Source organism: Xanthomonas sp. NCPPB 3005 (genome assembly GCF_041228095.2).
In the GTDB taxonomy this organism is placed as follows: Bacteria; Pseudomonadota; Gammaproteobacteria; order Xanthomonadales; family Xanthomonadaceae; genus Xanthomonas_A; species Xanthomonas_A bonasiae.
In genome coordinates this window covers 2,529,186-2,539,930 of record NZ_CP166096.2, presented here as the reverse complement: position 1 = coordinate 2,539,930, position 10,745 = coordinate 2,529,186, and the positions used below count along the sequence as shown (strand labels likewise).

Sequence of the window (10,745 nt, the reverse complement as noted above, 5' to 3'; positions counted from 1 at the left end):
CGACGTGATACGGCCCAGCCGTAAGGCGGTTGAACCTCCAGTCGATGGACGGGGATATCAAGGACACTGCCGCCTCCAGTTGCTCACCAGCACGCCCACCTCCTCGATCGTGCTGACGACGTACAGCTGCCCACCCCTCCAGTCGCGCGAGAACGCCTGCTGGTTCTCGTTCAGTCCGGCACGCCCGTATCGGGTTTCAGGGTTCTTGAACTCAACGAGGCGATCGACACCGGCACAGCCCACCACCACGTCGGGCCAGCCAGGCAGTCCCGCATGCGACAGGTCCGCCACCGTGCAACCCAATTGCAGGAATGCTTTGGTCAGGGTGGCGTGGTTGTCGTCCCGCCTGCGCGCGTATCGGCTCATCGGTTCCACACCGGGCGCACGCCCTCGAAGCCCGGCAGCCTCATCACCTGCCCGCCCCGTGCCATAAACTGCTCCACCGACTCCGCACGGCTGGCTGCAAGCTGCTTCTTGGGAACCGGTGTGTTTGCAGCGCGCGCTCCGACTCGCACCAGGCGCGGCTGCACGCGCGGCTTCCGTGGTTGTGGCCGGCGCACGATCTTCCCTGCGGCCAGCTGCTCCAGGTACTGCTCGCGGCTCACCCCGCCGGCAGCAACGTGCCGCGCCCTGCGTAGCTCCGCCTCCCGTGCACGCGCCTGCTCCGGCGTCATCATCTTTGCCTGGCGCGGCATTTCCTTTCCGGTAACGGCGATCAGGTCTGTTCCCGGCACCTTGGCGGCGACCTGCGCCGCGAGCATGTACCGCACCGCGTCCCGTATGCGGCTACGGTCCTCCAGCTCGACCGCCCCCATCTCGACGTAGATCTGCGCGTAGGTCTTGCCCTCCGTCGCATGCTCCAGCATCCATGCGCGCACCGCTGCGGCGCTGAATGGCCCCCTGTTCCGCTTCACAGACATACAGCCTCCTGTTGCTCAAGCACGAACGTCTGCTGCTCGATCAGCTCGTCGTCCGTCCCGTAGGTCTCGTGGAATAGCCGCGAGCCGTCCATCAGGCTCGGGCCGTACTTCGCGCGCATAGCCGCCATGGACACGCCCTCCATCGGGTGCCGGCGGTGGTGCCACACGCACAGCGCGTAGCCGGCCATGTGGCCGCGGCGGACGTTCCCGCTCTTGGCGTGGTTGTAGTCGCAGCCGACCACAGCGTCATCCGGCGATAGCAGCCCGTCGGTGACGATCTTCACGCATGCCATGCACGGGCCTTCTTTCGCGGCCACGATGCGGGCCGCTTCTGCGATGGTCGGCGTCGTGGTGCTGCGGCCGCGCTTCATGCCGCTACCTGCATGCGCCCGGCGCAGCGCCGAGCCAGCTCGACCAGCCAGGCGGCCAGCGCCGGAGGCGTGTGCTCGCGCTCAGCCTTGGTGATCGACAGCAGCCGCGGGTAGCTCTTTGTGGGCCGCACACAGTGCGTCGGCCGGCCAGGCCTGTGCGGGATCGCCGGCAGCGCCGACGGGCAGCACCCCACGATGTACAGCCACGTGTCCTTCTCCGCTCGATGCCCAAAGTGGTACTGCTGCACGGCGATGGTGTAGCCGCCGAACTCGTCCGGGAACTCCAGCGGGTGCGGCATCCGGCAATGGTCGAAAAGGGTGCTTTCTGCTGGATGCTCCAGCACGCCGCCCCAGCGGCGCACGCGTTCCACGGCCCATGGGCCGAGTGCCTTTTCTTCGGGCGTGCCCTTGGCGAACTGGCGCAAGCGCGCCCACATCCTGCACGGCGGATGCGCCACCACCGGCATGCCGCCGGCGAACGTGCGCGCGTCGCGCTGGGCGTCGTACACGTCGCAGCCGTGGAGCGTCTTGTAGACGCTGTCGGCGCGGGCGAACAGGACGACTACCTGCTGCATCACGCCACCTCCGGCTGCGCAGCGCGCGCGAACTGCTCGGCCTGCTCGGCCTGCTCTTGGTAGTACCGCAGCCGCCGCTCGTCGCCGGGAAACTGCTTCGCGCACGTCTCCGCCGCTATGCGCCACTGCTCCGCCTTCGTCGCCGGATCGTCCCGGAACACGTCCAGTTGGTTGTTGTCGGAGCGCATCACCGCCGCTCCTGTTGTTCCAGGGAATCAACGAACGCCGCGCGGTAGCGGTATGCCGTTGCGCGACTGACGTTGAAGTCGGTGACCAGCCGGGCGATCGTCGGGACGTTCTGGCCGTAGCGACGCACCATCCGCAGGGCCAGCGTGAGCGTTAGGTTCTGCGCGCCACAATCGGGCCAGCCAGGCTCGCGCATCGTGTAATGCGTACACCGCTGCGCGGGCATCAGGCGACCTCCCTCTGCACTTCCGCAGAGCCATCGCGGCCCAGCAGATACGCCACGCCGTCGACGTGCACCACAGCCCATGCGGCGCCACGCAGCTGCAGCCAGTGGGTGGCATCGTCCAGGGACTCGAATTCCAGCCGGGCCATGCGCGCGTCGGAGCTGCTGCTCATTGCTCCGACTCCCGTCCCCACCCCAGTTCCTCCATCGCTCGCTCGGCCGCAGCGCGCGCAGCATCGCGGTCGGTCACCGCCGGCGCCTCGACCGGCGCAGCAAGCGCCGCGGAACTTGCTTCCGGCAGCGCGCCGCCGCGCATCACGTGGTCGCGGGCAAGCTCGTAGGCATCCCGCACGATCCGGTCCGCTGCGTCGCTGCTCGCGTTGCGGTAGCGGTGCGCGTCCAGCTTCTGCCAGACCAGCACGGTGAACGCGGAGCGGTCGCCGTTGCTGCGGATCTCGTTCGACACCTGCGCCAGCGTCGGCACGCCCAGGCAGCGCGCGCGGAACTCCGGCAGCGTGGGCGGCCACGGGTCCGCCGCGGCCAGGCACGCGGCCAGGCCGTCGCCCAGGCGCTGCACGCCGATGCCGGCCAGGCCCTTGGCCCAGGTCCGACCCGCGCCGGTGGACGGGTCCGCGCCGTAGCTGCTCGTCCAGCGGGTGCCGTAAATCTCAGACATCCGAATCCACAGCGTCGCGATCGAGGCCGTCGAAAGCGGCACCCCTCCCGGCATCGCCGGCGGCTGCTTCTCGCTGGACTGCTGCCGTTGCAAGGCGCCGGGTGCGCTCGGAAGCGCTTTCGCGAGGGACTGCATGGGGGGTGCCTCCTGGGGCGATGGCTGTTGCGCCCGCGGCGTGCTGTCGCCGCGCCGCGGCGATCAGGTAGCCGGCGGGCTTGTCGGGGTACATGTCGGCAAGTTCGATCAGGTGCTCGGCGGTCACGCCCTCGGCGGCCGCGGCGATCAGGTCCGGGTGCTGGCTCGTGATGCGCTGGTGGCTCCGGCCGGAAGCCATGGCGGCGCGGTTGAGCGATGCGGCGATCGGCCCCGGCGATGTTCCACACACAGCGCGCGGCTCGGCCGCGCCGTTGCTGTGTGGTTCTATGAGGGTTGCTTTAGGTTGCTTTAGGTTCGGGTGCAAAAGCTTTGCACCCTTTTCGGCGTCGTTTTGCACCCTTTCTTGCGCTGGTTTGCACCCTTTCCCGTCGTCGTTTGCGCCCTTCAAGGGTGAAAAATCTGCACCCTTTGGATGTTCCACGGCCGCATCAGGCAAGGGTGCAATATCTGCACCCTTCATCCATTCCGGGTTGATTCGGTACTGCCGCGTCCGCCCCCCTTCGTCCCGCCCCCTGCGTCGGCCGCCGATGCCATCGTTTACGAGGATCAGCCAGCCAGATGCCTCCATGCGGCGCAGCTGGTACTGCACTGACCGCTCCGACTGCCGCGTCTTGCGCGCCAGGTGCGCGATCGACGGGAAGATGTGCGTGCCGTCGTCGTGTGCGTGATCCGCAATCGCCAGCGCCAGCAGCATCTCGCCGCCGCCCACCGGGTAGCGATCGAACACCATCCCCCAAACCTTGCCGGCCACTACGCGCCCCTCATCGTCAGCGGTGCACGTGCTTGCGCGCGGAGCGTGGCGCCCCGCGGTCGGCCCAGCGCTTCGTCCACCATCGACTGCGCCACCATCGCGTCAACGCCAACGGCCGCGGCGATCTCTGCCGCGTTGCAGCCCTCTTTCAGCAGCTCCCACACCTGGTCGCAGGTCGGGCGCTCGCCCTTCTCGGTGCAGACAGGCACGTCAGGGCGCCTCGATTGGGATGATCCGATCGGCATCTGGGTCTTCGCCCTGTGGCTCAGAACCTGCGGGCGAAAACGGCCCGAAGACATCGACGCGAGTCACCCGCAAGAACGGCGGGATGCCGCGGTACTTCCAGTTTTGGACCCGCCGAGTTCCCTGCGGCATCTCGAAGCTCAGGCGGCGGGCAATCTTTGCCGGTCCACCAAGCCTGTTGATTAGCTCGGCGTCTTTGTGCAGCTTTGTCGCTGGATTCGCTTCCATGGCGGCGATCCTACACGTAACGTGTACACGTCACAACACGATTCGTGTATAACGTTATCTACACGGAATGTGTAACTTCTCGCCATGGATCTAGGCTCTCGCCTCAAAGCTGCGCGGATCGCCGCCGGGTATTCCCAGGGCAAGCTCTCTGAGCTATGCGGCTGGGATTCCTCGTCGCGGCTTTCCAACTATGAACAGGGCACCCGGGAACCTACCCTGGCCGACCTGCGATTGATTGCGAGCAAGGTCGCTACAGGCGGCTATACGCTCGCCCAAATCGTCCTCGGCGAAGAAGTGCCAACAGCCATGCCGGCGGTAATGCGCCTGACTGCGGCGCACGTGCTGGAGGCCGCCAGAATCGTGACGACCACACTCCCGTCGCCACGGAAGCTGGACCCGCTAGACCCGCTGGACGCCCAGATGCTGGCCAGCACCATCGCGGCGCTTGCGCACAGGGCGGCGCCGGCCGCCGACTCCGCTACGCTGCCACCGTTCCAGGGTTTGGAAGCGCAGCTTGCAGAGGGCGAGGCCGAGGTGGGCATCATCGCGGAGGCGATTAAGACGCAACATCCGAGCCAATCAGGCGCTCAATCCGACAAGCCCAGGAAAATGTCTACGCGAAAGGGTTGACCTCCCTGTAGCTTGACCATCTATGGAAGGGGTCAAGATATGGAACACGGAATCAGGCGCGTAGGGCTAGCGATCGCGATCGCGGGTGTGTATTACCTCGCCTACCGATTTGCATGGTTCCACTCTGCCGATCAATTCTTCTTGCCGGCCGGTCTGCGCATCGCCTCGCTACTGTTCCTGCCCTACAGATACTGGCCCAGCATCTTCATCGGCGACGCAGCCGCTATGGCATCGCTCCGCGTGCCATTCGCCGAGGAACGCGATTTCCCAATGATCTGGGCGTACGGCAGCTCCTTGCTGTTCAGTCCGGCTCTTGGTCTGGGCGTTATTGCGCTTCGCCGCTATTGGCCGGCCGGATTCCAAGATGAGCGGCGGCTCCCCTTCGGGCTGCTGGCGGCGGCTGTCTGGGGCGTGGTCGCGAACATCTCAATCAATTTCCTCCTCTCAGGCCCAATCGAGTCGCCTCTCGCAAGCTACTTCTACAAAGTGAGCGCCGGTCAGTATCTGACCTCGCTCGTCGCCGTGCTCCCCGTCTTTCTCTGGTTGCGTCGAGCGGAGATCAGGAACCCGAAGCGGCTCGCGCGCGACTCGGCGATTTGCCTTACCGTCCTGCTCGGTGCCTACTTCAGCGCGGACATGGCCGAGGCGACGTGGCAGCGCCTGGTGCTGCTTGGCTTGATGCTCGGCCCGACGCTCGCCCTCACCGTGCTCCACGGCTGGCGCGGCGCAGCGATCGGCGTCGTTGCAACCACCCTATCGCTCGGTCTTTCGATCCCCAGCACTGGCCTACCTGGCAATCGGGATGTCGTTGTGTTCGTCGTCCAGCAGACTCTCGTGGTGATGGGCACGTTCCTGCTGCTTGTGGGCGCGACCATCTCCAGGGAGCTTGATCGAAGCCATAGGCTCAGCAACACCACCCAGGAACAGCGGCTGCTCGCCAGGGCGAATCACCTTTACTTGGAGCAGTCCTTACGCGCCCAGGCTGAGTCGCTGGCAGCATCTCAACAGCGTACGAACGGCTGGTTCCGGGAAACCGTTCAGAAGCTCAAGCAAGAAGGCCATTACGAACTCGCGATGCAGATCAATGCACAGTACGTAGCAAGCACCCGCATGGCCTATCAGCAAGCGTCGGACTTGTACCCGTTCCAGATCGAGCTACGCGGACTATTCACCGCACTACGGTCCCCGCAATTCGCCAATCGAATCGGTGAGGCGCAAGCGACGTTCAACCTGCGCGGTTCACTGGAGGAACACAGCCTAACGCTGCAGCTCGTGACCTACCGCTGCATATGCCACGCAATCGAAGCTTGGCCGGCCGAGTCCTATCTCGTCAACGTCAAGACCGGGAACCATCGCGGTTCAAGCTGGATTGCAGTAACCATCACTACAGAAGCCGAGGCCATTCGCACAAAGGAGTCGCGAATGGCCGAAGTGCAGCTAGAAGCCAAGATGCAGGCTTATGCCGGCACGCTGAAGCGCAGCGCGCGGAAAGTGAGTTTTCTGCTTGTCGACGAGGATCAGTTCCTGCGGCGCGGAACAACGATCCACGACGGCTTGTCGCTGCCCTTCACGACTCTGACGATGAAGTCGTCCGAACTGTAGATCACGGATCCGATTTCAGCGCTTTGCGTGATAGTGACTCGATCGGCGTCGACGCCCATGGGCATCACCCATGAAACGTCACCGGCGCGGCCAACTGCGGCGCGCACTGCTCCGTACACATCGTTGACCTGCACGTAGTCGATCCCGTCGCGGGTGAACTGATACACGCCCCACGCCGGATCACTCGAAACGTTCTTCGCGGATGGGCTGGCCTCGCCCATACCCGTCGTCGCCTTTGCGCCCGGCACAGTTCCACCCGATGGGCAGCATTGCGCGGACACTTCACCTGCGGCCAGCGCCGTGACTGCGCCTATCGCAGCCAGCGCCATTAGTTGCACCGTTGCCATGTCCATCTCCTTGGTTGCCTGCCCAGCGCAGGTGAGCTTAGCTTAACGCCCGCTGCTGCAAGGCCCACTTGCCTGTTTGCTGACTAAATTCTGAATAGAGGAACCGCCGTTCAGTCTTCAAATACACGTTACGTGTTTACTTAGTACACGTTTCGTGTAGTATAGCCCTGTCCCCGACGACACCCACCCCATTGGTGGACGGGGCAAGAGACTGAAATGGATTCCTACATCGACCCCGCGCGCGTCGCCCTGCTCGAAAAGATGGATCTTGCTCGCGGCGGACACGACGACATTTCCGAAGGCATGTGCGTGATGGAGGCGGTGTCCTTCGTCGCCAGGGAGGACTGGTCCGACACGCCGTCCTGCGCATGCCCGGTGATTGGGGCGTTCCTGCGCAACTGGAACGACAACCTGCCCGACGACCAACGCACCACGCTGCTGCGCGACCTTGTGCCGCGGCTGGTTGGCACGCGCAGCACTCCGGAAGTCGAGCAGCGGCGTGCCACCATGGCGGCCGACTGGCTGATCCGCACGCATACGCCAGCCTGGCTGCGCATGGCTGGACTCACGGCCCAGGCCGATCTGCTGATCGCGCTGCCGGAAATCACCGACTTCGCGCAGTGCCCCAGCCTGATGCCTGCGTTGAAGGCCGTGCAGAGCGATGCGGCGGCGGCGCGGGCTGCGGCGCGGGCTGCGGCGCGGGCTGCGGCGGGGGATGCGGCGCGGGCTGCGGCGGGGGATGCGGCGTGGGATGCGGCGCGGGCTGCGGCGGGGGATGCGGCGTGGGATGCGGCGGGGGCTGCGGCGCGGGATGCGGCGTGGGATGCGGCGGGGGCTGCGGCGCGGGCTGCGCTGAAATCCACCAAGGTCGAGCTGCAGCAGTCGGCCAAGGCGTTGGTCATCCGCATGTGCGAAGTGGAGGCCTAAGCCATGGCTTTCGCATCCATGTGGCAGCGGGGCGACATCCTCGCCCCCGTTGGTAAGACTCGGTACGGCACGCCAGTGGTCGTAATCGACATGGCAGCGTGCTTTTCCGTGGAGCTAGGCGCCGACGAAGCGCGCAAGCTCAGCGCTGATCTGCTGCAAGCAGCTGCTGCCGCCGAAGCGGCGGTCGCCGAGATCATCAAGGGCAACGCCGACATCGACCAGACCGGCCAGGTGGTCGCATGAGCGCGCACCTGCCCAGCACCACGCCAACCCCTGGCCCCTTCGTCGCGCCCCGCGGCACGTGCACGATCTGGTCCGCGAACGGCGACATCCAGATTGCCGAGTGCAAGTCCCGCAGCCTGACGCCCGCGGGCAATGTCGCCAACGCGCAGCTTCTCGCACTCGGCGCTTCCTCGATCGAGCACCTGCGTATCACCCTGCAGCAACTCGCCGACCTGGGCATCAGCAACGAACCAGCGGCTGCGCTTGTCGCCAAAGCCGACGCCATCGGCAAGGAAGCTGCACGATGACCGCGCAGACCAAGGGCGTGGATGTTCCGGCGTTGCCGCGCGTGGAGCAGCGCCGATGGAGCGGTCCGAATGGATATTCCACCGTGCACTGGGTGGTACTGACCGCGGACGGTGAACTCCGGAACGACAAGCAGCGGGTCAAGAAGTTTCGCAGCCAAGAAGCGGCCAACGCCGCCATGACCCGCGTATGCGGTGTGCAATGAGCGCCCTCGCCTACATCGCCCTGGGCGTCCTCGTCGCGCTGCTGCTGGCCGTCCTGGGTAGCAAGGACGCTGCCGACGAAACCGCGACGTTCGGCAGCCTCGCCAACGCCCACCGCTACGCCCTCCAGCAGGACGCCGCCGGCTACGACTGCTTCGTCAGCCCGCGCGGAAATGGTCTGTGGGAAGTGCGTTGCTACCGCCGACAGGAGCGCGCCCGATGAGCGACCAGGTCGTCAGCCTCTACCCCGTCGCGCAGCGCGCCGACAGCGCGTGGGCTGCGTTCGTCGCCGTCTACCGAGCCGCCAAGCGTCTGGGGCACGCCCATCGGCCCGCGCTCGAAACAGCGCGTGCAGCGCGCGCCGGCGTGCTGTGCGGCCGTACCTCCGCCGCCGGGGCCATCGCCAACCTGAAACAGGATCTGCGCGGCAGCGCGCGAAGGAGCTTTCAGTGAGCATCACCATTTACAAGACCGTGGATGTCGAAGTCGATGTTGACGTAGGCATGGATGACATCGCCAAAGCGGTGGAGCACGCCTCCGAGAAAGAGAAAGCAGCCATCGCCGCCAAGCTGTTCGGTGGCGGCGTGCCTTTCGGCTTGGGCGACGGCGATGCAGAGCGCGCCGCGACGCTCATCGAACGCGCTTTCCTGGCCGCCAAGTCCCTGCCGAGCTGCCCGCCCGAGATCGCCGAGATGTTCTGGGTCGTCCATGGGCGGGCCATGGCATGACGGACGAATCCATCATCATCGGTGTTCCCATCGCTCCCGGCGGTGACGAAAGCAAGATCGAGTGGCGCGATCTGCATGCAACGCCTGTCGGGTTGCACTTCGCGGTCCATCCCGCAGTGAGTCCTCTGCGCTCTTGGACCGTCACGCATCGCGCCACGGGCCGGTCTGTCGCTTTCGCCGCATCGAAGTTGATTGCCATGGAAGCCGCCGCAGCTTTCGGGCGCACCAGGGTGAATTGGGAGCGAGCATCTCCACTGGCCGTCAAGGGTTGGGCTCCGGAGCTGCTAGCGACAATGCGCCGCATTTGGGAAGCCGCCGATGGTGGCGACATCGCCGCCCTGCGGAGCATCCCATGAGTCGATTCGAGAAACAGCAGGCCGTGGACGAACGCCGCACCCTGCGCGACATCGCGGTGATCGCCTTCTGCGCCGCCCTCATCGGCGCCAGCACGGTCCTGCTGCTGCAGGCGGTGTTTCCGTGATCGCGCACCGCACCTGCACTCAATGCGAGCGGCGCCTGCCCGAGTCGTCGTTCTTCGGCGCCGGCAGCGGCAAGCTACGCGGCAACTGCAATCTGTGCGAATACGACAACGCTCGCCTGCGCACCCGCCTGCGGCCCATCCCCGTCGATCGCGACCAGGTCCGGCTCAACAACACGTTCAACCTCTGGCACGGCCCCGCACAGCGCGCGCAGCTGAAGGCTTCTCCATGAGCCTGGAAACTTACACCGACCAGCAGCTGCTGGAAGAAGTCGCCAAGCGCCTGCAGCTCAAGTTGCCGTCCAGCGCGCGCGCCAGACCGCCGAAGAAGCACGCGACCAAAGCCGAGTGGGCCGACGCCAAGGCAGCAGAAATGCGCGCTCAGTACGAACAGGTCAGCGCCGAGCAAGTCACAGGCGAGGCAGCCGAGCGCAGAAAAATGGGATCGCTGCAGACGCTTCTCGATGAGGAAAACAAGTTCAAGCGCATGGCTGCGGCGTTCCGGAGGAAAGGACTGTGATCGAGAAACTGCCCCCGCGGCCGATGCGCCGCATGTTGCAACCCACGAAAGACACGATCCGCGACCAGCTCGCCGCCGCGCGCGAAGAGAACGCGCAGCTGCGCGCCGAGATCGAACGCATGCGCTCCACCTGGTGGCGGCGCCTCCTCAACTGGCGCCGAGCGCCCAAGGACTTCACGTGAAGATTTTCAGAATCGACGATTGCGACTGGTGGATCGGAGAGGACGCCGAGAGCGTGCTGGCCGCGGTAAAGGACGAGACCGGCATGGAAGCCAAAGACATGGAGGACTTCCATGAGATCAGCGATGACGACATGGACCGCCTGAAGTTCCACGACACCGACGAAGACGACCACACCATCGGCGAGCCGCGCACGTTCCGCGAGCAACAGGCGATCGAGGTTGCGCAAGGCGGCAAGTTCCCCCGCATGTTCGCTACGACGGAGTTCTAACC

The 10,745-nt window shown here is 65.6% G+C and carries 27 protein-coding genes; 15 read left to right on the top strand and 12 right to left on the bottom strand.

Translation table 11 applies throughout. The annotated features are described in order from the left end of the window. Nucleotides 1–57: 57 nt before the first annotated feature. Genes AB8810_RS11035 through AB8810_RS10985 form a run of 11 tightly spaced genes read right to left on the bottom strand, consistent with a single transcriptional unit; the run spans nt 58 to nt 4,329 of the window. A complete protein-coding gene (locus AB8810_RS11035; RefSeq protein ID WP_369916519.1) occupies nt 58–366 on the bottom strand; it encodes a hypothetical protein in 309 nt (102 codons plus the stop codon). Next, nucleotides 363–920: a hypothetical protein gene (locus AB8810_RS11030; RefSeq protein WP_369916518.1), complete on the bottom strand. Its 558-nt coding sequence runs from the start codon at nt 918–920 to the stop codon at nt 363–365. Before AB8810_RS11030 ends, AB8810_RS11035 begins: the two co-directional genes overlap by 4 nt. After that, nucleotides 911–1,291, bottom strand: a complete 381-nt coding sequence (locus AB8810_RS11025; RefSeq protein WP_369916517.1) for a Ref family recombination enhancement nuclease — start codon at nt 1,289–1,291, stop codon at nt 911–913. Before AB8810_RS11025 ends, AB8810_RS11030 begins: the two co-directional genes overlap by 10 nt. After that, nucleotides 1,288–1,866, bottom strand: coding sequence for a hypothetical protein (locus AB8810_RS11020; protein WP_369916516.1), 579 nt, complete (start codon nt 1,864–1,866; stop codon nt 1,288–1,290). The genes AB8810_RS11025 and AB8810_RS11020 overlap by 4 nt, the downstream gene beginning before the upstream one ends. Next, the gene (locus AB8810_RS11015; protein ID WP_369916514.1) at nt 1,866–2,054 is read right to left on the bottom strand and encodes a hypothetical protein; all 189 of its coding nucleotides are present in this window, start codon (nt 2,052–2,054) and stop codon (nt 1,866–1,868) included. Before AB8810_RS11015 ends, AB8810_RS11020 begins: the two co-directional genes overlap by 1 nt. After that, nucleotides 2,054–2,278: a hypothetical protein gene (locus AB8810_RS11010; protein ID WP_369916513.1), complete on the bottom strand. Its 225-nt coding sequence runs from the start codon at nt 2,276–2,278 to the stop codon at nt 2,054–2,056. Before AB8810_RS11010 ends, AB8810_RS11015 begins: the two co-directional genes overlap by 1 nt. After that, entirely contained in the window at nt 2,278–2,448 is a 171-nt protein-coding gene (locus AB8810_RS11005) for a hypothetical protein (RefSeq protein WP_369916512.1), read from the bottom strand. Before AB8810_RS11005 ends, AB8810_RS11010 begins: the two co-directional genes overlap by 1 nt. Then, a complete protein-coding gene (locus AB8810_RS11000; RefSeq protein WP_369916511.1) occupies nt 2,445–2,951 on the bottom strand; it encodes a hypothetical protein in 507 nt (168 codons plus the stop codon). Before AB8810_RS11000 ends, AB8810_RS11005 begins: the two co-directional genes overlap by 4 nt. Beyond that, complete coding sequence (locus tag AB8810_RS10995) at nt 2,944–3,837, bottom strand: helix-turn-helix domain-containing protein (RefSeq protein ID WP_369916509.1); 894 nt, start codon at nt 3,835–3,837, stop codon at nt 2,944–2,946. Before AB8810_RS10995 ends, AB8810_RS11000 begins: the two co-directional genes overlap by 8 nt. A 20-nt stretch (nt 3,838–3,857) precedes the next feature. Further along, nucleotides 3,858–4,067, bottom strand: a complete 210-nt coding sequence (locus AB8810_RS10990; RefSeq protein WP_369916508.1) for a hypothetical protein — start codon at nt 4,065–4,067, stop codon at nt 3,858–3,860. Between the two features lies 1 nt (nt 4,068). Further along, nucleotides 4,069–4,329: a hypothetical protein gene (locus AB8810_RS10985; protein ID WP_369916507.1), complete on the bottom strand. Its 261-nt coding sequence runs from the start codon at nt 4,327–4,329 to the stop codon at nt 4,069–4,071. Between the two features lie 84 nt (nt 4,330–4,413). Here AB8810_RS10985 and AB8810_RS10980 point away from each other — a divergent pair, with 84 nt between their 5' ends. After that, nucleotides 4,414–4,959 carry a helix-turn-helix domain-containing protein gene (locus AB8810_RS10980; RefSeq protein WP_369916506.1) on the top strand — a complete coding sequence of 182 codons (546 nt, stop codon included), beginning with the start codon at nt 4,414–4,416 and terminating at the stop codon, nt 4,957–4,959. Nucleotides 4,960–4,998: 39 nt separating this feature from the next. After that, nucleotides 4,999–6,561 (top strand): MASE1 domain-containing protein, encoded by a 1,563-nt coding sequence (locus AB8810_RS10975; protein ID WP_369916505.1) that lies wholly within the window; start codon nt 4,999–5,001, stop codon nt 6,559–6,561. Here AB8810_RS10975 and AB8810_RS10970 read toward each other — a convergent pair. After that, nucleotides 6,477–6,908 (bottom strand): hypothetical protein, encoded by a 432-nt coding sequence (locus AB8810_RS10970; RefSeq protein WP_369916504.1) that lies wholly within the window; start codon nt 6,906–6,908, stop codon nt 6,477–6,479. The genes AB8810_RS10975 and AB8810_RS10970 overlap by 85 nt on opposite strands. A 216-nt stretch (nt 6,909–7,124) precedes the next feature. Here AB8810_RS10970 and AB8810_RS10965 point away from each other — a divergent pair, with 216 nt between their 5' ends. From AB8810_RS10965 to AB8810_RS10905, 13 genes are read left to right on the top strand one after another with little or no spacing between them, the layout of a single operon-like run. After that, complete coding sequence (locus AB8810_RS10965; RefSeq protein ID WP_369916503.1) at nt 7,125–7,835, top strand: hypothetical protein; 711 nt, start codon at nt 7,125–7,127, stop codon at nt 7,833–7,835. Nucleotides 7,836–7,838: 3 nt separating this feature from the next. Continuing rightward, nucleotides 7,839–8,078, top strand: coding sequence for a hypothetical protein (locus AB8810_RS10960; RefSeq protein ID WP_369916501.1), 240 nt, complete (start codon nt 7,839–7,841; stop codon nt 8,076–8,078). Further along, nucleotides 8,075–8,365 carry a hypothetical protein gene (locus AB8810_RS10955; protein ID WP_369916500.1) on the top strand — a complete coding sequence of 97 codons (291 nt, stop codon included), beginning with the start codon at nt 8,075–8,077 and terminating at the stop codon, nt 8,363–8,365. Before AB8810_RS10960 ends, AB8810_RS10955 begins: the two co-directional genes overlap by 4 nt. Continuing rightward, nucleotides 8,362–8,568, top strand: coding sequence for a hypothetical protein (locus tag AB8810_RS10950; protein WP_369916498.1), 207 nt, complete (start codon nt 8,362–8,364; stop codon nt 8,566–8,568). The genes AB8810_RS10955 and AB8810_RS10950 overlap by 4 nt, the downstream gene beginning before the upstream one ends. Further along, nucleotides 8,565–8,789, top strand: a complete 225-nt coding sequence (locus tag AB8810_RS10945; RefSeq protein ID WP_369916497.1) for a hypothetical protein — start codon at nt 8,565–8,567, stop codon at nt 8,787–8,789. Before AB8810_RS10950 ends, AB8810_RS10945 begins: the two co-directional genes overlap by 4 nt. Next, nucleotides 8,786–9,019: a hypothetical protein gene (locus tag AB8810_RS10940; RefSeq protein ID WP_369916496.1), complete on the top strand. Its 234-nt coding sequence runs from the start codon at nt 8,786–8,788 to the stop codon at nt 9,017–9,019. The genes AB8810_RS10945 and AB8810_RS10940 overlap by 4 nt, the downstream gene beginning before the upstream one ends. Then, nucleotides 9,016–9,294 carry a hypothetical protein gene (locus tag AB8810_RS10935; protein WP_369916495.1) on the top strand — a complete coding sequence of 93 codons (279 nt, stop codon included), beginning with the start codon at nt 9,016–9,018 and terminating at the stop codon, nt 9,292–9,294. Before AB8810_RS10940 ends, AB8810_RS10935 begins: the two co-directional genes overlap by 4 nt. Continuing rightward, nucleotides 9,291–9,650 carry a hypothetical protein gene (locus tag AB8810_RS10930; protein WP_369916493.1) on the top strand — a complete coding sequence of 120 codons (360 nt, stop codon included), beginning with the start codon at nt 9,291–9,293 and terminating at the stop codon, nt 9,648–9,650. Before AB8810_RS10935 ends, AB8810_RS10930 begins: the two co-directional genes overlap by 4 nt. Further along, nucleotides 9,647–9,775, top strand: coding sequence for a hypothetical protein (locus AB8810_RS10925; RefSeq protein WP_369916492.1), 129 nt, complete (start codon nt 9,647–9,649; stop codon nt 9,773–9,775). Before AB8810_RS10930 ends, AB8810_RS10925 begins: the two co-directional genes overlap by 4 nt. Next, nucleotides 9,772–10,005, top strand: a complete 234-nt coding sequence (locus AB8810_RS10920) for a hypothetical protein (RefSeq protein ID WP_369916491.1) — start codon at nt 9,772–9,774, stop codon at nt 10,003–10,005. The genes AB8810_RS10925 and AB8810_RS10920 overlap by 4 nt, the downstream gene beginning before the upstream one ends. Next, complete coding sequence (locus AB8810_RS10915) at nt 10,002–10,292, top strand: hypothetical protein (protein WP_369916490.1); 291 nt, start codon at nt 10,002–10,004, stop codon at nt 10,290–10,292. The genes AB8810_RS10920 and AB8810_RS10915 overlap by 4 nt, the downstream gene beginning before the upstream one ends. Then, the gene (locus AB8810_RS10910) at nt 10,289–10,474 is read left to right on the top strand and encodes a hypothetical protein (RefSeq protein ID WP_369916489.1); all 186 of its coding nucleotides are present in this window, start codon (nt 10,289–10,291) and stop codon (nt 10,472–10,474) included. Before AB8810_RS10915 ends, AB8810_RS10910 begins: the two co-directional genes overlap by 4 nt. Further along, nucleotides 10,471–10,743 (top strand): hypothetical protein, encoded by a 273-nt coding sequence (locus AB8810_RS10905; RefSeq protein WP_369916488.1) that lies wholly within the window; start codon nt 10,471–10,473, stop codon nt 10,741–10,743. Before AB8810_RS10910 ends, AB8810_RS10905 begins: the two co-directional genes overlap by 4 nt. Nucleotides 10,744–10,745 lie beyond the last annotated feature (2 nt).